Origin of the sequence: Paenibacillus sp. FSL R7-0204 (assembly GCF_038002225.1) — a bacterium.
In the GTDB taxonomy this organism is placed as follows: Bacteria; Bacillota; Bacilli; order Paenibacillales; family Paenibacillaceae; genus Paenibacillus_AQ.
The window spans coordinates 2,025,844-2,048,766 of record NZ_JBBOCA010000001.1 but is presented as its reverse complement, the minus strand read 5'-3'; the positions used below and the strand labels follow the sequence as shown (position 1 = coordinate 2,048,766).

Here is a 22,923-nt window from a genome sequence, read left to right as displayed (position 1 = left end):
TATAATCCGTTCAGGAACCTGTTGATATCTCGGCCCCGGTGCCTCCAGACTTCGTACTGCCCTGATCTGGAGCAGCCGCCTTCTCGGCATCCCGGCTGCTCCAATACACATCAGCAATCGCATCTGCCAGAAGATCCGCCGTCCGCTTCAGCTCATCGGCGCTGTTGTCAATTCCGCCTACTTCAATAAGTACACTGTTCGGGGACAACGTCTGGTTATATTCCCCATTATTCCCGTTTCCGGACGATTTCCCCCATATCCCGCGTGAAATTCCAGGATAATTTTTCTCCAGCAGCTGATGGATTTTATTGGCGAAGGCCTCGTTTTGTTTCCAGTTTTTATTCGCATGCCCCAAAATAAAATACACCTGGGCATAATTTTTCCCGTTAATCACGGCCGTTGTTTTGCCGTGCCGCTGCGAATCACGGTGGATATCAATCAGCTCACTCATCTTTTGATTGGAGGCCATGGCCGATTTCACAGTCATACGAGAATATTTATAAGAGAAGTTCCAGTTGTAGCCCGGCACCTCTGTAGCATAGTCCTCCTGGGCATGGACGGTTCCGATCCCGCGTTCTTCCAGCCTCTTGGCAATATAGGAGCCTACCAGCATGACATTCTTGGAAGGGACTGCTGAGCTGGGGTTGTCGCTCTGTGCGCCCAGCAGCGGGTTATATGCTTCCCGCGGATGGGAATGATAGACGAGAATACGCTTGACCGAAGTATCTCCCGTGCCGTTCTCGGCATCTCCGCTTCCGGAGTAACCCTCGTCAGGTTCTGTTCCGGACGGGTCCGGAACAGGGGAAGCCTCGGGCTGTACCACGCCTTCCCCTGGACTGTCATGACCATTACCAGTCTCTGTACCGTTCCCTGAATCCGGGAGGGCTCCAGGATCGCCCCCTGCTCCGGGGTTTTCCCCTGTGGCCAGTTCATCGCCCCCCGGATGATAATCGGCCGGCGCTCCTGTACTTCCTCCTGAACCTTGCCGCAGCAGGAAGGGATCATCGGCAGCAAGTCCAGGCATCTCACGCGAGACCAGGCTCTTGGGATCACCAGGATCAACACTGGTAAGCAGCCGGAATACGAAGGAGGTCACCTTGTCCCCGGAGAAGGCTGAAGGCTGCTCGCCCTTCGGCAGATGGGGAACCTCCATGCCCAGCAGCTCCATGAAGAATCCGCTGGAGAGTGAGGCCGCCAGACCTTTCATAGAAGGAATGGGCGAAGAATTCAGCTTTTGCCCGGCCAATCCGCCGGCTCCAAGCAGCATGAATAACACAAGCGAACCTCCGGCCAGCAGCAGCATCGTCCTTCCCAGCGACAGAATATCCATCAGCCGTCCGCGCAGCCGCCCTATATTCCATAGCTGAAACCATTTTCTGTTCATGATTGTTATGTCCTCCTCTAAGCCCTCTGTAATCTCTCATACTCCAAATCTATGAGCGGAAGGTTTATGCTAGAACCACAGAATGAGAGATAGCAGGGAGCATAGATAGACAAGTGAACCGGCAACACCCAGTAGAAACGGTACCGTCCTTTTAAAGGACGGTACCGTTTCAGCGGGAAATAGAAGGATAAGTTATCGTGTGAAACATATAAGTTCTTATATTTATACAAAAAGCCCGCAACCCGTTCTGCGTTATAGCAGGGCGGTGCGGGCCAGGTGATAAGTGACAGATCAGTGAGTGTAAGCTCCGACATTGCCCGGATCTACCGCTTCATGCAAGGCGGCATTCAATCCGCTTGCCACAATATTCGCGATCTCTTCAATGAATTCATCGATTTCTTTAGGGGTAACAATCAAGTCATGGCCCAGCGGCTCAAGCACTTCCTTCACCAGGGCAAGACGCTCCTGCTCTGAGATATCGTCAAGGAGACCCATAATCTCTTTGGTATGGGCGCCACCGTCAGCCATCTGTCCGAAATGGGTCCGCATCATCTCCAGCACGTTGTTGACAATGGTGGAGGCATAGCAGACTGTAGGGACGCCGATGGCAATGCAAGGCACGCCCAGCACCTCCTTGGTCAGCCCTCTGCGTTTGTTCCCGATCCCCGAGCCGGGATGAATGCCGATGTCAGCAATCTGGATGGTGGTATTGATTCTCTCCAGTGAACGGGAGGCCAGCGCATCAATAGCTATAATGACATCCGGGCTGGTGCGGTCCACAATCCCCTGCACAACTTCGCTGGATTCAATCCCCGTCAACCCAAGCACTCCGGGAGCAATAGCGCTGACATTCCGGTAACCGGGCGAGATCTGGTCGGGTACCAGTTCATAGAACTGGCGGGTAATCAGCGAATTCTCAACGACCAGCGGGCCGAGCGAGTCGGGCGTCACATTCCAGTTGCCCAAGCCCACAATGAGGACCTTGGAATCGCGGTCAATGCCGATTTTATCCAGGAAATGCTCGAATTCCCGGGCAAACACTGTAGAGACCTTCTGCTGCAGCCCGGTATCCCCGCCGCGCAGCCCAGGCACCTCCAGGGTCACGTAATTGCCGATAGCCCGTCCAATCGCCTGAGAGCCGGCAAGGTCTGCTACAGCAAGTCTCGTGACCTTGATGCCGTCGGCTTCTTCCACTTCCTCATTGACACCCGGGATCGGTGCATTGGCGTGCCGCTCTGCCATTTCTTTCGCTTCCACCGCCAAGTCCGTACGTACCGAATACAGCTGAAGATCCAGTTCCATTCTTAGTTCAGCCTCCTTTTGCATATTGCTGATAGTGTGCGAGAGAAAGCCGCCGTTTATACAAACCGCACTGAGGGAATTCTAAAGCTTTTTATCTTGCTTTTTACTACCCTTCATGCTAAACTATTTTAAGTTGTGAATCATTTGTTGATTTCGAATGTCTTTCAGGAGGTGAATGCAATGCCAAATATCAAATCCGCGGTAAAACGCGTCAAGACGATCGAGAAACGCCGTGCACTGAACGCTTCCCAGAAGTCCGCGCTTCGTACAGCTGTGAAAACTGCTGATGTAGCAGTGACTGGTACGGAAGTTGAAGTAGCTCAGGCTGCTTTCCAAGCGGCTTCCAAAAAGCTGGACAAGGCTGTAACTAAAGGCCTGGTTCATAAAAATGCGGCTGCCCGCAAAAAATCCCGCTTGGCTAAGAAATTGAACGCTCTCAAGGCTCAAGCCTAAGCCAAGGGCGACAATCATAACGAGCATTGAAGAACCTGACCGCTATGCTGCATACGGTTAGGTTTTTTTATGCTTGTTAGCTTCATTCATTGAATTAATATAAGACGCACTTAAGATTTGAACTTGAAGCTTCATCGTCACTGCGGTGAATATTTGGACTTCCGGCCGCTGTTGTCCCCAAATTTCTTGATTTTGAACCGCTGTTCGCGAGTGAAATCCGGTGACCAAGGCAGACGCTACCGCTCCTACAGTTCCAAATTTCCCCTCCGCTTCTTTTGCTTTTTGTTTATTTTTTTAGTGATTCTTATATAGGCTACATTTTAAAAAGCCTGTCCAGCCGTGTGATCACGGGATGGACAGGCTTTTTTTGGCTAATCGTATACGCTCACAGCTCAGGCTCCAAGCCGTAGCATGAACATCTCCAGCCCCAGCACCTTATCGACAGCTCCCGTCTTCATCTGATAGTCCAGATCCGCCAGAATACTCAGGATCTGCCGCAGCCGCTGGCTTCCGAACTTATGAGCCTGCTCTCCGGCCAGCTTCACCGCATATGGATGCAGTCCGAGCTGGGAGGCAATCTGTCCCTGCGAATAGCTCAGGGCAGACAAATCCTTGACCTGAAGGATAATTCTGAACTGCCGGGCAATCAGCGAAGCGATCTTGATCGGCTCCTCCCGCTGCTTGAGCAGCTCATAGAGCGTATTCAGCGCCTTGTCCAGGCGCAGATTCGCAATATCCTCCACCAGCGTGAAGATGTTCTGCTCGGTTCCCCTGTGGACCAGACTCTCCACCGCTGCCGCATCAACCTGCCCGCCGGTACCGGCGAACAGGCACAGCTTGTCCATCTCCGCCGACAGGCCCTGGAGTCCGGTTCCACTGCTTGCGATCAGAGCCTCTGCGGTCCCCGGCGCAAGAGAGCAGCCGCGTTCGCGGAAGCCCTTTTCCACCCAGCGCAGCAGTTCCTCTGCACCTAATGGATTGAAGGCCAGAACCGTGCCGGAGGCTTTGATGCTTTTGACGATTTTTTTACGTTCATCCAGCTTGTCGCCGTTCACCATAAATACAATCACGCTGAATTCGGCAGGGCGCTGCATATATTCGCTCAGCATTTCCAGGTTATGTTCCAGCTTCGCCTTCTCCTTGCCTGCCGTGAACAGAGCCGCATCCCGCACCAGCAGGAGCTTGCGTTCTACCATGAACGGAACCGTCTCCGCCTCTTCAATGACCGCCTGAACCGGAGTTTCGGAGAGATCGAACGGGATCACCGCGAAATCGCGGTCTTCTTTGGCTATCAGGTGTTCCTCCAGCATGGCCGCGAATTCATTCATCCGGAACTTCTCACTGCCGTACAGCAGGTACAGCGGGGAGACCTTTCCTTGCTTAATGTCTTTGGCCGCCGTTTTGGCATCCATCCTGCCACTTCCTTTTTCGTTTTCTTGAGTGATACATTCGTACATTTTATCAAAAAAACGGCTCAAAACATAGGCATCTATATCAAGGTATTCTGCCCAAGGGTGCAAGCAAAAACGGAGCAACCTCGGCAGCCAGGGCCAAAGTTACTCCGTTTCAGCGGCGCATCTATATAAACGACGGAGGGAGCAGCTCTAGAAACTGTCCCGGCCGCCGGTCATACCGATGATACTCGCAAAGCCTGTAATTCATGTCCTCTTGCCTTAGCATATTCCGCAGGCCGGAGGAACGTTCCGGTTATTTATCGGACGTTGCCGCGTCCGGGGTAATAGCCGGGCTGGTGACCGGTGAAGCAGAAGCCGCCGGAGAAGCGGCAGGCGCTTGAGAGTTGGCAGGAGCCGGAGAAGCGGATGGAGCAGGTGTTGCGCTCTCGGCCGGAACCGTGTATACCTTCGTCGTCTGCGTACCGTCCTCAAGCTCTAACACATAAGTGAACTGAGTGCCGTCTTCCGACCACACACCGGAGACCCAGTTCCCCTCCAAAGGAAGCGAAGCTAATGCTGTCCGTTGTTGTTCTTCTCCCTCTGCGGTTACGCTGTAAAATACAACATGCTGGCCCGTCAGCTCAGCCATATGCTGCCCGTCCGGAGAAGTCCACGAGGACTCTGCAACCATCAGCATGGCTCCTGCCTCGTTAGGGGCTGGAGTCGGCGCCATCCGTGTATCTCCCGCAGCCGCTTTATCATCCGCCATCTTCTCTTGTGTTGGTGCACTCGACTGTGTGCCTTGGGGTTCCGCTGACCGGCTTTCCGCTTTCTTGGTGCTCTTAGGGCGGTCCGCCGGAGGCGCAGTAGCGGTGCGGTTACTGAGCGGAGCTTCGCTTACCGCAGGCACCCTGTCTGAAGCGGTGCCGCCGCCAGCTGCGGCCGGCTGATCAGCACCCTCACTGGGAGCAGGCGGTGTAGATTGCAAATTAACGTCCGCAGTTTCACTCGGCGCGGTCTGGTCCACCTTTCGAAGCTCAGAGCTGCCGCCGCTGTTATTCTGTCCATCCGCTTGCGGGGCGCCTTCACTGCTCTCCGTACTTATGCTGGAGTTCGCCGCTCCGCTGCTCATTAAATTGGATGACATATCCAACTCTGCACCCGGCAGGCTCTTCGGCATATTGAATACGGCGATAAGCAGAATCACCGCTGCCGCCGCAGCGCCAATGCCTGTCCGCGCAGCCAGTGAAGGTCCCTTGGACTTCTTGCCCCGGTTATTTGAACGGGAGAAGGGAATAACCTTCGGATCTTCCGGCTCCATTACAGCAGGCTCTTGCGGGACACCACGGTCCAGTTGTTCAAGCTGAGGCAGGATAGAGTCAACCAGACTGAAGGGGGGCTTCACATCGGGAAGCTGCTCCAGCTGCCGGGAGAGCAGCGTCAGCCGGTCCAAGACTTCCGCGCAGGAAGGACAATCGTCGATATGACGGAACATTTCAAGCATTTCTTCCTGACTGAGATCATGATCTAAATAGCGGTGCATCCATTCCATCACCTCCGCGCATTTCATCCTGACACACCACCTTTCTGATACTCCTGAAGTCTATTCTGCAGCTGCTGCCGCGCCCTGAACAGGTACGATTTGACCGTGTTCAGAGGCAGATCCAGACAGTCTGCAATCTCGTTGTAAGAAAAATCCTGTAAATAGCGGAGCACGATTACCGTCCGGTGATGCTCCGGAAGCTGGTCGATGGCCTCACGGATATCCTCCGCCAGATAACCCGACATCACTTCGCGCTCTACGTTATGTTTTTTATCCTGGAACACCATTTCGTGTTCATCGATAGAAACGGTAGGCTTCGTTCTCCGGAATTTGTCTATACATATGTTGGTTACTATTCGCTGAACCCATGTTTTGAACTGCGCCTTCTCCTCATAGGAGCCGATCTTGGTGTATACCCGGATCAACGCTTCCTGGGAGGCATCCAGAGCATCCTGTTCATTATGCAGAATGTAGAAGGCCGTCTTATATACATGCCCTTCAATTTCTCGCAATAGGGTGATTAGAGCGTCGCGATCGCCCGCTTGAGCGGCTCTGATGAGTCCCTGCTCCACCACGAAGGTTCCCCCTCTCTATGCAATCTTACTGACGCGCAAGACTGCGAATTTGTTGCAAGCCTGTAATGATTATTTTAAAAGATAAAAACTATATGCTTCGCGCATAAATGTTCCTTATCTTTCACGCTGAAACGGTACCGTCCTAAAAAAGGACGGCAAAGCCGTTTCTACTTGTAGTCCACAATCCCTACTAAGCATACAAGGGATGCTGCAATCATTCAAATACTCTTTTTAATGTATATAATGTAGTTGCACACACCAGGAGAACCGCATAGTTCTCCCTGGAAGCATCATCAAGCACATATACTTCTCCCTGCTCAAAAAGTTGCGGATGATTATAGTTACGATACAGCTTATAAAGGGCTCCCGCCGTCACCCTGCAGCCGTGGACTGCGGTTCGGATCTCCACATAATCGGCTTCTTCCACTACCAGTGTCGGGTACAGCTTGCTGCGAAGATCATCGCCAGTCATGGCATCACCTTTCAGGTATACTTCTCAATGTCCGCAGGCGCTTAGGGCACTCTGCCTCTATTATAAGTATTGCCCGAAGCGGCAGCAATTCCATCATTTAGACTTATCTACCTACGTTCAACAAAATAACCCCACAAAGTGTGGCTTTAGCGTAGGTGATGACCCAGGTACCTTGCGGGGACCCCAAAACATAGAAATTCATCAAAAAAATGCCCTGCCCCATAGAGGCAAGACATTCCTGTTGTACATGTATTTTACCGGCCTTGAATCTCCTTGAACTTCGCAACATACTGTGCAGCCAGCTCTGTGATCTGGTCATAACGGCCTTCCTTGGCCGGTGCGGTCAGGTTGCCGCCAATGCCGACAGCGATGCAGCCGTTCTTGATCCATTTCTCCATATTGTTCAGATCCACGCCGCCGGTAGGCATAATGTTCACATGCGGCATCGGCCCCTTAACCGCCTTGACATAGTCCGGTCCGAACGCACTGCCCGGGAACAGCTTCAGCACATCCACACCCAGCTTCAGGGCTTCCTTCATCTCATTCAGTGTCATGCAGCCCGGCATATAAGGAATGCCGTACAGATTACACATCTTGGCCGTATCCTCTTCAAAAGAAGGACTGACCACAAATTCCGAGCCTGCCAGAATAGCAATTCTTGCCGTCAGCGGGTCAAGCACGGTACCGGCACCAATCACGGCGCGGCCCCCATATTCTTCCACCAAGCGCTTGATCGCTACTTCGGCTCCCGGAGTCGTGAAGGTAACTTCGATATTATTCAGTCCGCCCTCGATACAAGCCACCGACATGGCATAAGCATCATCGGCATTATCCGCACGGATAACAGCTACTACCCCAACAGAGGTGATATTCTGCAATACTTTGATTTTCTTCATGGTTGTTACTTCCTCTCTGGTTATATTCCACTTAAGAATATTTATTTAGATAAATTAATTTATCTATTTTACTAACATCAGGCTTTTTCCTTCTAAGAAAATAGTAATAATATTGCCGCCAACAGTCAATATATATTTATTTAGGAAGCGGAAACAATACTGCAAAAATCGACTAAAACGCTTATGTATCAAGGATAAACAAATCTGTCCGCCTGCTTCCTGTACAAAATAAGACCGCAGAATGAGCATTGCTATATTGTACAAAACCGTTTTATGTGATAATTTCAATTTATATTCTATCCCAACCATAATAACTTGTTCATTTTAGGAGGAACTATTCATGAATAAACAGCTGGATGCAGTCACCTTCGGGGAGCCGATGGCTATGTTCTACGCCAATGAAGCCGGCCCACTGCATGAGGTCACTTCCTTCTCCAAGGCGCTGGCAGGTGCGGAGAGCAATGTAGCCACCGGATTATCACGCCTGGAGCATCTGACCGGTTATGTGACCAAGCTGGGCGAAGACAACTTCGGCCAGTTCATCACCTCGGCGCTGAATAAGGAGAAGATTGATACCGCGAGTATCACAACGACCAAGGAATTCTCCACGGGCATGCTGATCAAATCCAAGGTACTGACCGGAGATCCTAAGGTCGAATATTTCCGCAAAAATTCCGCCGCCTCCAAGCTGAGCCTCGCCGACTTCAATGAAGATTACTTCGCTTCCGCAGGCCATCTGCATGTGACCAGCATCTCTTCCGCACTCTCGGCTTCATGTCACGAGTTCTCGCTGCATGCCATGGAGTTCATGAAGCAGCGCGGCAAGACTGTATCGCTCGATCCGAATCTGCGCCCGACCCTGTGGCCGGACACTGAAACTATGGTTGATACGATCAATGACCTGGCTACCCGCTGCGACTGGTTCCTGCCCGGACACGGAGAAGGCAAGATCCTCACCGGTCTTGAGACTCCGGAGGAGATTGCCGGGTACTATCTGGAGCGCGGCGTATCCCTTGTAGTGATCAAGCTCGGTCCTGAGGGCGCTTACTATAAGACCTCCGCTGGTGAAGAGGGCTATGTGGACGGCTTCAAGGTCGAGCAGGTTGTCGATACGGTCGGCGCCGGAGACGGCTTCGCGGTTGGGGTGATCAGCGCCATGCTGGAGAAGCTCAGCGTAGCGGAAGCCGTGAAGCGAGGCAATGCGATTGGCGCACTCGCCGTGATGTCCCCTGGCGATATGGACGGACTTCCCACCCGCGACGCGCTGGAAGCCTTCATGAGCACGGGCGTTAAGAAATAAACAGGCTCTCCGCAGAGAGGTGACTGTAACAGAAACTGCAAAAAGGTGTCCCACAAGCCGGTCGGCTTGGGACACCTTTTTGCGAACCATCAGAGATAAGTGAACCGTTCCGATTCTACTTGAACTGGAACCAGGTTAAATTTGCAACTGTGGTTGAATCTGACTTCACAAAAGTAACATATACCGTATGGGTTCCTACCGCTGTCCCGGCAGTAATCGGGATATTCTTGAGGGACCATGACTGCCATCCGCCGGTGCTTTCTGCTGTCCAATAACCCAGCATAGTGCCTGTAGGGCTGTCCAAGTGGAATTCGATTCTTCCGCCGGAGTTAGCAGATGCAACCTTCAGATCAATACTTGTTTTAGCTGTACTGCCAAAGTCTACGTTTTTAAATGCGATATAGTCGCCATTACTTCCTCCGCCCACATCCAGCCCGCCGTCAGTGCTTGACTCATAGGATATAACACCTGAACTAAGGTTATAGCCTTCCGCTTCGAATTTCAATGTGTTGAATTTTGGCTCTGCCGCATAGCTGTTCGTATCTGTTATTTTCAAATCCGCCAAATTATTCACCGCAACTCCACCGACGCGAACATTGTTTAATGTCACTCCGGAGACCGTAGAAGTGTCACTCCAACCCTTCATTATTGAAACTTCGCCCAGAGCGCGTAAATTGATATTATTATAGACCACATTTTTGATCGGACCGGTTTTTGCCGAAAGATCAAACCATCTGGAGTGAACACCGGATCTTGGCCAGAAGCCTTCTACATCTATATTGTCAAATACGATGTTCTGTGCGGCTGGAGTCCCATAGAGATGACCTACCGCTAAAGCGCGCCAGCATCTGTATACAAAAGAGTTTTTAACCACGATGCCATCCTGAAGCTGTTTCACTCCATCTCCAACCTTGAATGCTCCGCATCTGCTCCAAGCCAAAGCATCATCCACAACTACATTGGACTGGTTTTCAGGAGTTCCAGGCCAGTTGGCAGCTATATCCGTAGTTGCTACATCCCAGGTCTTAAAGGAGTAGGTGTCATCCTCCGATACTGCAACAGTGTGCTTGATGAGTACATTCTGGCTCTCTTGGATGTCTATTGCATCATTCTCATAATCAAGTTCATTGTTGTTGAAGTGCTTGGTATTCTGGAAGGTTACGTTATTGGATCTTGTAACGATAGTAGCCCAGCCGCCGCTGTCTCTGATGGTTATGCCGTCAACCGTGAAGTTGCTGCACTGCAAAGGTACAAGAATATTATTCAAATAATTGTTTGTATTTCTCATATAATGGCCATTGCCGTCAATCGTTCCCCTGCCGTATATCTTAATATTGTTGGCATTGGTTTCGGTATAAATAAACCAGGTTCCATCCTTATTCAGAGAATTCTTATGGAAATGGGTAGTGTAATCGCTTGGATTTCCTGAACCCCGTATCACAGAACCACCCGCCAGATAAACCGAGACATTGCTTTTTAGAACAATGTTACCGCTCTTGTATACGCCGGCAGGAACGTATACGATACCGCCGCCTGCTGCGTTAGCCGCATTGATGGCATTTTGTATGGCAGTTGTAGCCAAAGCGGCACCGTTACTGTCAGCACCATACTGGGTTTTAACATTGTATATTCCTGTACCGGATGAGGCCGGAACATTGGTTTCAAGCGCATCTGCCGCAATCACCAGATCTTTCAGATTATTGATTTTGACGATAAGATAGGTTGGTGCTGAAAGGGTAAATGTAAGTGTATTTCCGCTCTTTGTTGCAGTGATTCCCAAGGCTTTGGGAGAGATATTATAGGTATTGATGGGCTCGCTTGCTGTTATTGTGATTGTAGTCGTACCTGAAAAAGAGAAATTACAGTAATTATAGTTTACAAATACCTCCGAAGTGTCGATTACCGGTATATTGGTAGAGTCTGCTGTTACCGTGTATTGACTGGTCGTGTTATAGACCGACGGTAATGGATAGCTTACAATGGTACCCGCCGCGCTTGCTGTCAAAGGAAAGACTGGTAACAGATTGGCCATACAAAAAATTAATAATGCACTTAATAATTTGAACCTTCTCAACATCATTAAACACCTCTTTCGTTAAGTTGATATATTTCTGCCCTCAGCCAGCTTCCAATCTTATTGATTCCCCGGCTCCAGACAGAGCCTGAGCAGATCGTCCACGTGAGCCGTTGCCAGACATTCCACCGTATCCGCAGAGCCGTAATAGATCTTGACCTCGCCGTCATCCTCCAGAATCATCCCTCCGGGGAAAATCACATGATTGCGGAAGCCCCCGCTGATCTCGTAGTCCGTCTCCGGTGCCAGCAGCGGCTGCCTGCTCATGCCGATCACCTTGCGGGGGTCCTGCAAATCCAGCAGCATAATTCCGGCGGTATAGCGCTTCTTCCAGGTGTCCTCCCAGCCGTGCTTGCCTCTGGCCGGGTCCACATCCACCGCATGGAAGGTGGTCAGCCAGCCTTTGTCCGTCCGGACCGGAGGTGCGGCCGGACCGACCTTATCATTGGCAAACGGCACCTGCTCGACAGCTAGCAGCAGGCTGGAGTTGCCCCAATGTACAAGGTCCGGCGACTCGGAGATCCAGGCGTCGAAGCGGTCCCGGCCGCCGCGGCTGTACACCGTGAAGGGACGCTCCAGCCGGACATATTTGCCGCCGATTAATTCAGGAAACAGAACCATATTGCGCAGGTCCGGTGTGGACATGCTGAGCACCTCGAAGTGTTCCAGATCATCGGTAACGGCAATCCCGCCACGGATGCCATGGCGCGTATCCACGGCAAAACACATATAACAGCGGCCGCCGATCACAGTCAGGCGCGGATCGTAGGCGCGGATAATTTCCTCGTCATGCATTTTGAACACCGGCTTCGGGCCGGCGGTCCAGCTCAGCCCGTCATCGCTGTAGGCAATGCCGAGATCCGTGGTGTGGTGCGGCTCAAGCGTCTGGTCAGCCAGTGAGCCGTAATCATTGCGGAAGATCATCACATATTTGCCGTTAAATTTCGTTACACCGGCATTGAATACCAGTGCGGTGGGGTAAGGAACCTTCGCTGCATCCAGCACCGGATTGCCCGGATACCGCCGGATGAACGGGGCGGATTGCAGAATCGCCGGAACGTGTTGAGTCATGGGGTGTACCTCCTTGAATATTGAATATTGAATATTGAATGTTGAATGTTGAATGTTGAATGTTGAATGTTGAGTGTTATGTGCAGGGCAGGACAGTTACCCCTTCAGGGAACCGGCCGTCATCTGCATGAAGGATTTGTTGGCGAACAGATAGGCCACGAGAATCGGCAGAATGGACAAGCAGGCGCCCGCCATCATATAGTGGGTCTGGGAAGCGGCTGAAATCCCGTACTTCAGGTTCGCCAGTCCGACAGTCAGTGTCTGCAGCTCCGGCTTCGTCATCGTGAACACGAGCGGCAGCAGATATTCATTCCACGCGCCGCGGAAGGTGAACAGGGCACCTACGCCGAGTCCGGGTCCGAGCAGCGGCAATATGATCCGCCAGAAGGTCCGGCCGGGAGAGCAGCCGTCTATTAGCGCCGCCTCGTCCAGCTCGCGGGGAATCCCCTTCATGAAGCTTGTGAGAATGAAGAAGATCGAAGCATGGGCGGAGATCAGAATCAGGATAACCCCCCACAGGCTGCTGTGCAGATGAAGCTTGACCATCAGATCGAACTGCGGACGCAGCACGACCGCCCCTACAGCCACGAACATGGTGAAGGACTGCATTCCGACATACCATTTTTTGCCGGCAAAATCCATCCGGTCCACCACATAAGCCGCCATGGATGATACCAGCAGCGTGCCGACCACCGCCGCCAGGGAGACCATCAGGCTGTTCAGGGTATACCTGGAGAAATTGGCCTGCGCCCAGGCTTCGGCATAGTTCGAGAAGTGCCAGCTCTCCGGCAGGAAGGTCGCACCCGCAGTAAGCTCGGCATTTGTCTTGAAGGAGCCCAGGATGGTTATAACGACAGGAATCAGGGTGATAAAAGCAAATGCCAGCAAAAATATCCACAGGATTGTTTTGCCCAGTATGGTTCTTAGTCTCATAATAGCCTCTCTCCTCAATCGGTCTGATTCATGCGTCTGGATGCGTAGAAATAAATGAGTGATATCATCCCTACAATGACCGCAGACACAAAGGCAACCGCACTGCCGTATCCGAACTCCTGGACCTGGACCGCCGCACTGCCCCCGCCGACAGGGAAAAATAATTTGTACAAATACAGGAACATGACCTCCGTCTTGCCTACAGGACCGCCTTCGGTCAGAACCATGATGCTCTCGTAGCCCTTCAGGGCTGTAATGATCGCCAGCATAATAACCATCTGCATGACAGGCCCCAGCATCGGCAGGGTGATATAACGGAACTGCTGGATTTTTCCTGCCCCGTCCAGGGAAGAGGCCTCATACACATCCTCGGGAATATTCTGCAAACCGGCGAGGAAGAGCAGCATATAATTCCCGACCGCCCCCCAGGCCGCAACCAGAATGACGGTGAGCATGGCATATTTCGGCCCCAGCCAATCCACACCGGAATCCGAGAGGCCCGAGCGGATCAGGAACTGGTTCAGAATCCCGTTATATGAGTTGAAAATCGTGAAGAAGACTACAGCCATTACGGCGGTACTGATGACGGTCGGCATGAAGAAAATCCCCCGCAGCAGCTGTCTGCCCCGCAGCCCCCGGTTCAATATGGCAGCCAGCAGCAGGGCTAGCGGAATGGTAATCAGCAGCTTGCCGCCTGCATAGACAAATGTATTCACCACTGAATCCCAGAACTGGGTGTCCTTCAGGATGCGGCTGAAATTGGCCAAGCCTGTAAACCGGGCCGTTCCGAACCCTTTGTAATCATAGAACATATAGCGGAACGCCCAGGCGATCGGGTAAATTCCGAGAACCAATGTGAGCAAGGCGCTAGGAAAGATAAAGCTATATGAAAATAAGGCATGTTTCGTTTTGTTCATTTGGTTTCTTCCGGCTCCTCTCCCTTGCGGCCAGAGCAGAGGGATGGGAAAGCTGCTTCCCCATCCCCCGTTATCCTGGCCTGTATCTCTATCCCTAACCTTCCGTCTACTTGGCGAACTTGCCGCCCAGTGCGGCGGGATCAAAGCCGGCATCCGGCTCGGCCTTCACGCCGTCATTCGCAATCACACTATCCAGTGCAGCGTTATAGCGTTTGTTCAGATCGGCGATAATCGCCTTCAGGTCGCCGCCGTTCAGCATATACTTGAAGAAGGCGTCGTCCGATTTCATTCCTTCCGGTGCTACAGACGGATAGACCGGCCACACTCCATCGTTCTTATTCGGCAGGAAGCCTTCAATGCCGTTCACATCCGGTGTCTTGGCTGCTGCGCTAATAGATGGAACCATGGAGATGCCGAAGCCTTTTTCCTGATAGTCCGTCAGCACCTGATCGCCGTACATGAACTCCATGAACTTCCAGGCTGCTTCTTTGTGCTCAGATTTCGAGCTGAGCGCCAGCCATTGGCCCCCGAGGAAGCCGGAAGCCCCCTTCACATTGCCGTCGATGGTAGGCACCGGAGCGGCCGCCCAGTCAATCTTGGCCGGGAACTGATTCTTGTAGACGCCCGGCTCCGAGGAGTAGGACATGTACATTCCGATCTTGCCTTCCGCAAACTGCGCCCGCAGCGGATCAATATCCAGCGATTCTACGCCCGGCAGCATGCTGCCGTCGTCCTTGATCTGCTTAAAGGCATTGATGATCTGCTCGAAGCCGCTGAAGTCGTAGCGGGCCGTCTTGAAATCATACCCGAAGCCGCCATAGCCGCTCATCTCCGCAACCACCCGTGCCGAACGTGCGAATGCACTGCCGGGGCTCTTGAAGTTAAGGGCGAAGCCGTAAGCGCCGTCCGCTTTGCCGGCTGCTGTCAATTTCTTGGCTGTGTCCACCAGCTCCTGCAGGGTAGCCGGCGGATGCTCAATGCCTGCTTTGGCGAACAGATCCTTGTTGTACACCAGACGCATAGTCGTTCCATAGTTCGGCAGACTGTAACGCTTGCCGTCAAATTCGTTCAGATCCGGCATGGCCGGGAATTTCGTCTTCATCTCATCGCTCAGGAACTCATCAATCGGAGCGAGAAAGCCTTTTTTGTAAAAGGTCTGGACGGTGTTCTCCTTCACCCGGATCACATCCGGTGCATCCGAGGTTTGGAAAGACAGATCGAGCGCGGTATCGAAGTCATCGCCCTTAACGACCAGTTCCACCTCAATCCCGTCAGTATTGGTAGCGTTGAACTCAGCTACCTTCTCCTTCACGAAGTCCGCATCATGGCGGTCTCCTGTCCAGTAGCTGATTTTAGTTTTTTCCCCCGAACCAGCTTTCGCCCCTTCTCCCTTGCCTTCAGCTGCGTTGCCGCCGCCACTGTTACCGTTGCCGCAGGCTGCTAAGCCAAATGCCAGGACCAAGCTCAGAGATGTCATTAGCATACGCTTCATCATTGGTAGTTCCCCCTTATATATCCCTTCTGTATTCGCTTACAAATTGATTATAGACGGATTGGCGCATCCGGATAAGGCGGGTAAGCCCACATTAAGGGCAGATATTTGCAGGAGTTCTATACAGATAAGGGAGGTAATCTCCGCCCTGCGGAAATCCCTCCCCTGCTGATTCCTATTCTTTTCCAAGATAATGCAATTTGAACTCGGACGGGGTCATGCCGGTATATTTCTTGAACACCTCGCTGAAATAGCGCCTGTGCTCATACCCGAGATCCTGGGCGATCTCCTGAACCTGCCGGCCGCTAATCAGCATCGCCTTCGCCTTCTCCATCTTCTCGTGCATCACATACTGCTGAAACGAAATCCCCTGCACCTTCTTGAACAAATTGGAGAAATACCCTTGGCTAAGGTTAATCTGCTTCGCCATCTGCTCCAGCGACAGCCCCGTATCCAGATGACTATGGATATATTCGACGGCCTGACGGATAATCCGCGTGGACTCCAGGGAACGGGCCTCCGTAACTAGTGTACAAGCCTTCCGGCACAGCCAGGACAGCAGGTCCCGGATATCCTGCAGGGAAGGATGCACCTGGTTCTTCATGGCGGCAATTCTGAGTTCCAGCGGCTCCACCTGCCCGTAAGGGAACTGCTCCAGCAGGACCCGGCAGATCCTGGAGCTCAGCTCATAGCCGACACTCTCAACATAACGCGGATCAGGCAAAAGCCTGCTGTCCAGCAGCTCCGAGAACAACTGGTCCAGCACCTGCAGGCTTTTGGCGGAATTGCCGGAACGCAGGGCGAACAGCAGCTCCTGCTCGGCGGAGGCGGAATAGCTGTGGAGCGAGAGAGGTTTATTCTCGATATTGCTATAATGATATACCCCGTTGCCCCCGGTATAGAAATGATACCCCAGCGCGCTAAGCGCCTGTCTGTACGCCGTACCCAGCTCCTGAATCGCCGCCGTGCCGAGGCCCACGCCAATTGAAAGGGTATGACGCGAGAAGCGGCTTACATTCATGCAGCAGGCCTCCGTAATCAGCGCGGCTGTCTCCGGGTCCGAGCCGTTCATGATGCAGATGTACCGGTCTGTCGCCTCCCGGATAATAACGCCGCGGGTCAGGGCGGAAATCGTCTCTTCGAGAATATTGTGCAGGCTGAACCTTAGCAGCTCGACCTCCTGCACAGGCTGGCCGCTCAGCTTCTCCGCGAAATGATCAATCTCGGCGACAAACACGAAGAAATCATGCTGGTCCAGCGGGATATCAAGGTAGGCCCAGCGGGAACGGGCATCCGCCTCTGTCGTCTGGTGGTGCAGCAGGAAGGTGAGATATTCCTGGCGGAGGATGGGCAGACTTTCTCTGATTTTGGCCTCCATCGCAGTAAGTCTGGCGGTCTCCTGACGCTCCTCCCGGCACAGCTCCCTGGCCTTCAGCACTGCATTCACAATCTCCTCCAGGGAAAAGGGCTTCTTCACAAAATCAAGCGCCCCCAGCCGGATGGCCTCCTGGGCATAAGAGAACTCCGAGTAGGCGCTGAGAATAATAATCTTACAGTCCGGCAGCACCTCCAGAATCGCCCGGGTCATCTGCAGGCCGTCCATTCTTGGCATCCGGATATCCGTCAGCACAATGTCCGGCCGGGTCTCGCGGATGAGCTGCAGTCCCGCTTCGCCGTCAAGCGCCGTGCCGGTGATCTCAATACCGTGCTCCTGCCACGGCGGCTTGCGCGAGACCATGTCCACCACACTTTTAATATCGTCGATTACACATAATTTGAACCTTTCCGGCTCCAGCTTCCGGTCCATCCTTCAATTCTCCTCCCCTGACGGAATCCACAGATCCGTCCGTGACCCCTTACTTGGCTCACCGCTGACGTCCATACGGGCATCGGCCCCGTAATACAAGGCCAGCCGGTGCCTGATGTTGAACAGGGCATAGCCTTTTCTGGACTGCGGGGCTATGGCCATCCCCTGCTTGACCTGTGCAGCATCAAGCCCCCGTCCGTTGTCGGTAATGCAAATATGCAGCAGCCCCTGCTCCCGGCTGACCGTGATGTCTATCCTGCCTCCTATTGTCCGGTCGCTGAATCCATGCTGAATGCTGTTCTCCACTACCGGCTGCAGGATAATCTTCGGCAGCAGGCAGGACAGCAGGGCCTCGTCCTCTACCGTCACCGTGTATTCAAACAGTCCTTCATAGCATTTCTGTTGAATGGCGAAATACTCCCGCATGTGGGACAGCTCATCCTCAAGTGTAATCAGATCCTTGCCTCCGCTGAGCCCGATCTGGAACATCTGCGATAAGGACAGGATCATTTCATTCACATCGTCATTCTCGCCCATGACCGATTTGCAATAGATGGTATTGAGCGTATTGTACAGAAAGTGCGGCTCCATCTGCGCCGTAAGGGCACGGATCTCTGCATGCCGCTTGCCCTCCTCCTTGGTCTTCACATCTGCGATCAGCGTCTTAATCTCCGACATCATCCGGTTGAACTGAAAGCCGACCTGGGCCACCTCGTCCTCATAGCGGCTCTCATACACCACACTGAGCTGGTTCTCTTCGACTCTGCGCATCAGCCGCCGCAGCTTGAACAGTGGCTTCAGCAGCACAGATGTCAGCTGATTGGAGATCAGCCAGGTGGCCAGCAGGAAAACAACGATGACATAGAGGGTGATGCGCTGCACCCGCTGCAGTTTGCCCAGCAGCTGGTCCCGCGACTGCATCCCGGAGATGATCCAGTCGGGCGATGAGGCTGAGCTTGTATAATTAACCAGATATTCCTTGCCTCCGTAGCTGTAATAGTGATCCTGCGGATCAGCTGCCTTCCCGGCTTCGGCAAGCACCGGCTTCCAGGGGAACCTGCCCCGGAACGGCCAGCGGGATTCCACCACCGCCTCTCCTTCCCTGCTCACCAGATAATAATTCCTCCCTGCTTGTTCTCCGCCTGTATTCAGCAGCTCATCTATCCGGCCCTCCCTGATATTGACCACAATAAATACATTGCTGATCGGCGTGTAAGGGTATTCATAAATTCCCCGGACTACGAAGGAGACCACCCGCTGGCTGCCCGTGAACAACCGGTCATAATGTCCTTTGGCCCAGTAGCCGCCCGGCTGCTCCTTACTCAGATCATATAATTCCGAACCGTAGAACGAGTTGTCCTGCGCCCGGATCTGCGTAGTGGAATAGAAATCGCCAATCGGGGTAACGATCAGCACATTCTCAATGATCGGCTGATTGAACGTTGCCTGGGAGAGCACATATTGCAGATCCGACAGATGCACATAATAATTCGACACATCATGGCTGAACACATCGAGCATCATCTTGCGGTACGCATCGCTCAGCATCAGGGACTGCACGGACAGCGCCACATCATTCAGGCGGGAATCCAGCAATTGTGCCGTCTTGCTTACCGTCTCCCGGCTGCCGGCGTAGGCATTGTCCTCGATCTCCTGCGCAGCAATCCAGTACGAGAAGGTACCCATTGCACCGATGGACAGCGTGATCAGCACGATGAACGAGAACAGAATCCTCTGCTTAATGGATATCCGGTAATACCTGCCGGCGATCTGCCGCCAGAGCTTGCGGCCATAGGCTGTCAATGTATTCATAGCTTTCCTTTCTGAAGCATGTACCGTATACCTCCCTTTAGTTGTCCGTTCTTGTCACTTGTACCATACGGCTGCTACGGCCCGGCGTCAAGATAACTTGCTCGTTAGATAGCAGAAGTTAAATCCATGAAGGGGAAATTAAAAAACCGCTAAAATCCTTGTATAATCAAGGTTTTTAGCGGTTTCCCGGTCTTTTCCAAGCCCGTAAGGGTTCCCGGCATCCGGGCAAAATAGAGCCTTATGGGGACATTCATACCGCCTGTTGCTATTCCGGCTTAGCCGGAGGCTGTACTGAATCGCCCTGCTGCAAGGAAGGCGGGAATCTGTAGGTAATCGGGATCGCGCTGTCCGTGTCGTTGATCAAGGAGAGCATGATCTTCGCTGCCTGCATCCCCATCTCGTAGGCGGGCTGGCGGATCGTTGTAATATCGGGGTTATAGATTCGGGCGAATTCCGCATCGTCAATGCCTATCACTGACAATTGGCCGGGGATGGAGATGGCCTTACGGTTTGCATATTTAAGGACCTCGCCCAGCACCAGATCATTGGCGGCAAGCAGTGCTGTCGGAGGCTGGGGCAGCTGTAACAACTCGTCCAATGCAGAAGCGATATCTTCGCGCGACACACTTCGCATATACGAACCCTGCAGCGGCAGACCTGCTTCCTCCATCGCTTTTTTGTAACCGCTCATTCGCTCTTTGCGCGGGGTAATCGCATGTACGCCAAGCGGCAGGGATAGAATAGCAATCGCTTCATGGCCGTGGCCGGTCAGCTCCCGGATAGCGGTCTTCACCGCCATTTCATTATCCAGCAGCAGGCTCTGGGTCGTAATGCCGTCAACCAGCCGGTCCATGAAGACCAGCGGATATTCCGCTTCAATTAATCTGGTGTAAGGTGCAGGCTGATCTCCCGCCGGGAAAATAATCAGGCCATCTACCTGACGGGCAACCAGCGTCTCCACGTAGGTATGCTCTTTGTCCGCATTCTCATCAGAGTTGCAGATAATCACCTGGATGCCGTGGCGCTGCAGCTCATTCTCAATGGCCCGGATACACTGAATAGACAGCGAATAATCTATATTGGCCACAATAATGCCAACCATATGCGTGCGGTTCTGCTTGAGGCTGCGGGCAAGCCCGTTGGGCTGGTAGTTCAGCTCATCGATAACCTCGGCAATGCGGTTTTTGGTCGCCTCACTCATATACTTGAACCGTTTATTCAAAAATTGCGAGACTGTGCTTTTTGATACGCCCGCTTTCTGGGCCACATCCTCAATAGTCAGCTTCTTCATTGTTCCCGCTCCACTCTTATCGAACTCCAGAAGTAAACACAAACCAAGTTTACTTCGAGAGATTATCAAAAAGTATAGCTTTTTTTTAGTAAATTATCTATAAGATCAGATTGAAAATACGAAATAAGTGAATACGGCCTCTAAGGCGTGAGATAAATATACTAAAATGACTGGGCCGCACGATGGTACCGGACTGAGATGCGCTTATTCCCCCGAAAAGCAGCATTATATCAGGCTTGCGGACTCCAGTGCTCTTATTCACCGTTACTCACCCGATTAAGACACATTCGTACTACAATAAGGGCCTTGCAGTCCGTAAGCGGGATCAAATGTGCCAAATCGAGAATATAAAGGCTTCACAGTCCGCAAGGGACATAGATAACAGGAAAATTGGAGGACTCCCTGCCTTCATAGGAATTCCTCCAACGACCGAATGGAACATCTCATGATTAGCAAACTATTCCAGCACACATCCTGCACCTATACTATAAGATGATCATTTTTTTATTGAGGAGGCATCAATTTTCACACCGTGTTCCTCATACCACCAGTCGTAGAACCACTGTTCGCCCGTCTTCATATCAACCTCTGTACTCCGCTGCTCTCCGTTAACTTCATAATGGACAATGGTCACATGATCTTTAGAATCAAGGGTAAGCGCTCCATAATGAAGCTTGGAGGGTCTTTCTACATTCTCTGTAGTGATTTCGCCCGAAAGTACCTGAGCATTGCCAGTTGCAATATCATATAGCTTATTATGCTGTGTATAACCGCCTCTTCCATCATCCGTATAGTAAACAACCAAAAACTCTCCTTTTTCGGGATTAACGGCCATAAAAGATTTATAGACTTGATACGTCTCATCTAGGGTTAGTAATTCTCGGGGAACAGAAATCTTACCCTCTCCTGCCTGTCTGACATCCATCACATACAGCTTGGCCCGTGACCTTTTCTCATTCTCTCCAATAGTATAGCTGCTGCTGGAAAATAAAAGATAATCTCCCGCTCCAAACAAACTTCCCAGTGACAAATAAGACTGCGCCCCTCCAGCGTATAAAGGAAAGACATACAACCGCTGTGCTGAATCCTTAGATAGCTGTGCATGCCCTTTTGGAGTCAGATAAAGAGTATACGGCTCTGTATTATGTGTGTATTTAGGCTTGAGATAGTCAACCATCGGCGGAGGAGGCGACCAGACAATTCCAGCAGAGGTCTCAACAGCCATCGCAGCAGCCTTATTGCGGTCTAGTGGAAGAGGCATATAGTACTTAAGACCGCCTAATTCAAACTCTGCCGATATCTCGTACAGGCCCAGTCCTTGCGGAGAAGCCGAAGGAGAAGCCGAAGGCGTCACCACAGCCGCTCCCGAGCTAGGCTTAAAGACCGCTGCCAGCCTCTCTGCCGGATCAAGTCCGGCCCCTGGGCCAAACGGCCACACCAGCGCGCCAAGCAGCAGAATGGCTGCCAGTCCGCCAAAGGCGGCCATACGGCTGAAGCGGCGGCGGCCGCTTGTACGATTAGAGGATTCATGGGCAGCCTCTTCAATCCGCGCCATGAGCTGCGGCGTGAAGCCCGGCTCTGCGAGCGGGTTCCGCCCGGCTTGCTTGTACCAGTCCTTCTCCCCGCTCATCACCTTCACTTGCTCATGCTCTTGTCTTGTCTTCACAGGTCTTCCTCCTTCATCGCTGCTCTCACTTTCATTCTGGCCCGTCCGAGCCTGGATTTGACCGTCCCCTGTGCGATCCCAAGCAGCGCGGACAGTTCAGCGACTGACAGATCCTGCTGGATGTCCAGTACAAGTACCTCTCTGTATTTGTCCGGCAGCTCCATGATGATCTCCCAGATGCGGTTCGCGTACTGATTGCCGATAGCCTCTTGCTCTGCGGACAAGGTGCCGACCTTATCCTGATGGCTGCCCAGCGGAGTGAACCTCCGCCAGAAGCTATTGCGCCGTAAGCTGAATGCGGTGTTGCGGGTAATGGTGAGCAGCCAGGTTTTCAGAGTGGACTGTCCCCGGTACTTGCTCATGCTCTTGTAGGCCTTGAGGAATACCTCCTGGCTGATATCGTTCGCCTGCTCCCGGCTGCGGGTTAAGAAAAAAGCATAATTCCATACATCCGGTCCATAAGTCTCCATCATCTCGCGAAGCGATACCGATGAGGCACAGGTCATGCTATACGTTAGTTCTTTACTCTGCATCTTCTCTC

Annotated in this window: 19 protein-coding genes; 2 read left to right on the top strand and 17 right to left on the bottom strand. The window is 52.4% G+C overall.

Going from position 1 to position 22,923, the window contains the following annotated elements:
- Nucleotides 1-10 precede the first annotated feature (10 nt).
- Together MKX42_RS09145 and gpr are read right to left on the bottom strand one after the other, a co-directional pair.
- Entirely contained in the window at nt 11-1,384 is a 1,374-nt protein-coding gene (locus tag MKX42_RS09145; protein WP_340752226.1) for a stage II sporulation protein P, read from the bottom strand.
- Between the two features lie 291 nt (nt 1,385-1,675).
- The gene (gpr, locus tag MKX42_RS09140; protein WP_340752225.1) at nt 1,676-2,686 is read right to left on the bottom strand and encodes a GPR endopeptidase; all 1,011 of its coding nucleotides are present in this window, start codon (nt 2,684-2,686) and stop codon (nt 1,676-1,678) included.
- A gap of 180 nt (nt 2,687-2,866) precedes the next feature.
- On the opposite strand from gpr, the gene rpsT reads away from it, so the two are divergent.
- A complete protein-coding gene (gene rpsT, locus MKX42_RS09135) occupies nt 2,867-3,139 on the top strand; it encodes a 30S ribosomal protein S20 (RefSeq protein WP_036690458.1) in 273 nt (90 codons plus the stop codon).
- A gap of 392 nt (nt 3,140-3,531) precedes the next feature.
- On the opposite strand, the gene holA is transcribed toward rpsT, so the two are convergent.
- The 5 genes from holA to MKX42_RS09110 all read right to left on the bottom strand — a co-directional run bounded on the left by holA (nt 3,532) and on the right by MKX42_RS09110 (nt 8,019).
- The gene (gene holA / locus MKX42_RS09130; RefSeq protein WP_340752224.1) at nt 3,532-4,551 is read right to left on the bottom strand and encodes a DNA polymerase III subunit delta; all 1,020 of its coding nucleotides are present in this window, start codon (nt 4,549-4,551) and stop codon (nt 3,532-3,534) included.
- A 295-nt stretch (nt 4,552-4,846) separates the two neighbouring features.
- On the bottom strand, nt 4,847-6,103 hold the full coding sequence (locus tag MKX42_RS09125; protein WP_340752223.1) for an anti-sigma factor family protein: 1,257 nt from the start codon (nt 6,101-6,103) through the stop codon (nt 4,847-4,849).
- Complete coding sequence (locus MKX42_RS09120; RefSeq protein WP_036690462.1) at nt 6,100-6,651, bottom strand: RNA polymerase sigma factor; 552 nt, start codon at nt 6,649-6,651, stop codon at nt 6,100-6,102. The genes MKX42_RS09125 and MKX42_RS09120 overlap by 4 nt, the downstream gene beginning before the upstream one ends.
- Nucleotides 6,652-6,865: 214 nt before the next feature.
- Entirely contained in the window at nt 6,866-7,123 is a 258-nt protein-coding gene (locus MKX42_RS09115) for a hypothetical protein (RefSeq protein WP_340752222.1), read from the bottom strand.
- 254 nt (nt 7,124-7,377) lie between these two features.
- Nucleotides 7,378-8,019: a bifunctional 2-keto-4-hydroxyglutarate aldolase/2-keto-3-deoxy-6-phosphogluconate aldolase gene (locus MKX42_RS09110; RefSeq protein WP_340752221.1), complete on the bottom strand. Its 642-nt coding sequence runs from the start codon at nt 8,017-8,019 to the stop codon at nt 7,378-7,380.
- 340 nt (nt 8,020-8,359) lie between these two features.
- On the opposite strand from MKX42_RS09110, the gene MKX42_RS09105 reads away from it, so the two are divergent.
- Nucleotides 8,360-9,319 (top strand): sugar kinase, encoded by a 960-nt coding sequence (locus MKX42_RS09105; RefSeq protein WP_076154192.1) that lies wholly within the window; start codon nt 8,360-8,362, stop codon nt 9,317-9,319.
- Nucleotides 9,320-9,434: 115 nt separating this feature from the next.
- Here MKX42_RS09105 and MKX42_RS09100 read toward each other — a convergent pair whose 3' ends face one another.
- The 10 genes from MKX42_RS09100 to MKX42_RS09055 all read right to left on the bottom strand — a co-directional run bounded on the left by MKX42_RS09100 (nt 9,435) and on the right by MKX42_RS09055 (nt 22,915).
- Complete coding sequence (locus tag MKX42_RS09100; RefSeq protein WP_340752220.1) at nt 9,435-11,399, bottom strand: carbohydrate-binding protein; 1,965 nt, start codon at nt 11,397-11,399, stop codon at nt 9,435-9,437.
- A 54-nt stretch (nt 11,400-11,453) separates the two neighbouring features.
- Nucleotides 11,454-12,464 (bottom strand): glycoside hydrolase family 130 protein, encoded by a 1,011-nt coding sequence (locus tag MKX42_RS09095; protein WP_340752219.1) that lies wholly within the window; start codon nt 12,462-12,464, stop codon nt 11,454-11,456.
- Nucleotides 12,465-12,560: 96 nt separating this feature from the next.
- A complete protein-coding gene (locus tag MKX42_RS09090) occupies nt 12,561-13,397 on the bottom strand; it encodes a carbohydrate ABC transporter permease (protein WP_340752218.1) in 837 nt (278 codons plus the stop codon).
- Nucleotides 13,398-13,411: 14 nt separating this feature from the next.
- Nucleotides 13,412-14,314 carry a carbohydrate ABC transporter permease gene (locus tag MKX42_RS09085; RefSeq protein ID WP_036693549.1) on the bottom strand — a complete coding sequence of 301 codons (903 nt, stop codon included), beginning with the start codon at nt 14,312-14,314 and terminating at the stop codon, nt 13,412-13,414.
- Between the two features lie 106 nt (nt 14,315-14,420).
- Nucleotides 14,421-15,809 carry an ABC transporter substrate-binding protein gene (locus MKX42_RS09080; protein WP_340752217.1) on the bottom strand — a complete coding sequence of 463 codons (1,389 nt, stop codon included), beginning with the start codon at nt 15,807-15,809 and terminating at the stop codon, nt 14,421-14,423.
- 172 nt (nt 15,810-15,981) lie between these two features.
- Nucleotides 15,982-17,613, bottom strand: a complete 1,632-nt coding sequence (locus MKX42_RS09075; RefSeq protein WP_340752216.1) for a response regulator — start codon at nt 17,611-17,613, stop codon at nt 15,982-15,984.
- Nucleotides 17,614-17,616: 3 nt separating this feature from the next.
- Nucleotides 17,617-19,425, bottom strand: a complete 1,809-nt coding sequence (locus MKX42_RS09070) for a cache domain-containing sensor histidine kinase (protein WP_340752215.1) — start codon at nt 19,423-19,425, stop codon at nt 17,617-17,619.
- Between the two features lie 265 nt (nt 19,426-19,690).
- The gene (locus MKX42_RS09065) at nt 19,691-20,716 is read right to left on the bottom strand and encodes a LacI family DNA-binding transcriptional regulator (RefSeq protein ID WP_340752214.1); all 1,026 of its coding nucleotides are present in this window, start codon (nt 20,714-20,716) and stop codon (nt 19,691-19,693) included.
- Between the two features lie 496 nt (nt 20,717-21,212).
- On the bottom strand, nt 21,213-22,382 hold the full coding sequence (locus MKX42_RS09060) for a hypothetical protein (RefSeq protein WP_340752213.1): 1,170 nt from the start codon (nt 22,380-22,382) through the stop codon (nt 21,213-21,215).
- Entirely contained in the window at nt 22,379-22,915 is a 537-nt protein-coding gene (locus MKX42_RS09055; RefSeq protein WP_340752212.1) for an RNA polymerase sigma factor, read from the bottom strand. The genes MKX42_RS09060 and MKX42_RS09055 overlap by 4 nt, the downstream gene beginning before the upstream one ends.
- Between the last annotated feature and the right edge of the window lie 8 nt (nt 22,916-22,923).

Excerpts from the sequence above, each read along its gene's own strand:
- MKX42_RS09095 (WP_340752219.1), bottom strand. The coding sequence starts at position 12,464 with ATGACTCAACACGTTCCGGCGATTCTGCAATCCGCCCCGTTCATCCGG.
- rpsT (WP_036690458.1), top strand. The coding sequence starts at position 2,867 with ATGCCAAATATCAAATCCGCGGTAAAACGCGTCAAGACGATCGAGAAA.
- gpr (WP_340752225.1), bottom strand. The coding sequence starts at position 2,686 with ATGGAACTGGATCTTCAGCTGTATTCGGTACGTACGGACTTGGCGGTG.
- MKX42_RS09105 (WP_076154192.1), top strand. The coding sequence starts at position 8,360 with ATGAATAAACAGCTGGATGCAGTCACCTTCGGGGAGCCGATGGCTATG.
- MKX42_RS09080 (WP_340752217.1), bottom strand. The coding sequence starts at position 15,809 with ATGATGAAGCGTATGCTAATGACATCTCTGAGCTTGGTCCTGGCATTT.
- MKX42_RS09110 (WP_340752221.1), bottom strand. The coding sequence starts at position 8,019 with ATGAAGAAAATCAAAGTATTGCAGAATATCACCTCTGTTGGGGTAGTA.
- MKX42_RS09085 (WP_036693549.1), bottom strand. The coding sequence starts at position 14,314 with ATGAACAAAACGAAACATGCCTTATTTTCATATAGCTTTATCTTTCCT.
- MKX42_RS09070 (WP_340752215.1), bottom strand. The coding sequence starts at position 19,425 with ATGAATACATTGACAGCCTATGGCCGCAAGCTCTGGCGGCAGATCGCC.
- MKX42_RS09125 (WP_340752223.1), bottom strand. The coding sequence starts at position 6,103 with ATGAAATGCGCGGAGGTGATGGAATGGATGCACCGCTATTTAGATCAT.
- MKX42_RS09100 (WP_340752220.1), bottom strand. The coding sequence starts at position 11,399 with ATGATGTTGAGAAGGTTCAAATTATTAAGTGCATTATTAATTTTTTGT.
- MKX42_RS09115 (WP_340752222.1), bottom strand. The coding sequence starts at position 7,123 with ATGACTGGCGATGATCTTCGCAGCAAGCTGTACCCGACACTGGTAGTG.
- MKX42_RS09065 (WP_340752214.1), bottom strand. The coding sequence starts at position 20,716 with ATGAAGAAGCTGACTATTGAGGATGTGGCCCAGAAAGCGGGCGTATCA.
- MKX42_RS09090 (WP_340752218.1), bottom strand. The coding sequence starts at position 13,397 with ATGAGACTAAGAACCATACTGGGCAAAACAATCCTGTGGATATTTTTG.
- holA (WP_340752224.1), bottom strand. The coding sequence starts at position 4,551 with ATGGATGCCAAAACGGCGGCCAAAGACATTAAGCAAGGAAAGGTCTCC.
- MKX42_RS09055 (WP_340752212.1), bottom strand. The coding sequence starts at position 22,915 with ATGCAGAGTAAAGAACTAACGTATAGCATGACCTGTGCCTCATCGGTA.
- MKX42_RS09075 (WP_340752216.1), bottom strand. The coding sequence starts at position 17,613 with ATGGACCGGAAGCTGGAGCCGGAAAGGTTCAAATTATGTGTAATCGAC.
- MKX42_RS09145 (WP_340752226.1), bottom strand. The coding sequence starts at position 1,384 with ATGAACAGAAAATGGTTTCAGCTATGGAATATAGGGCGGCTGCGCGGA.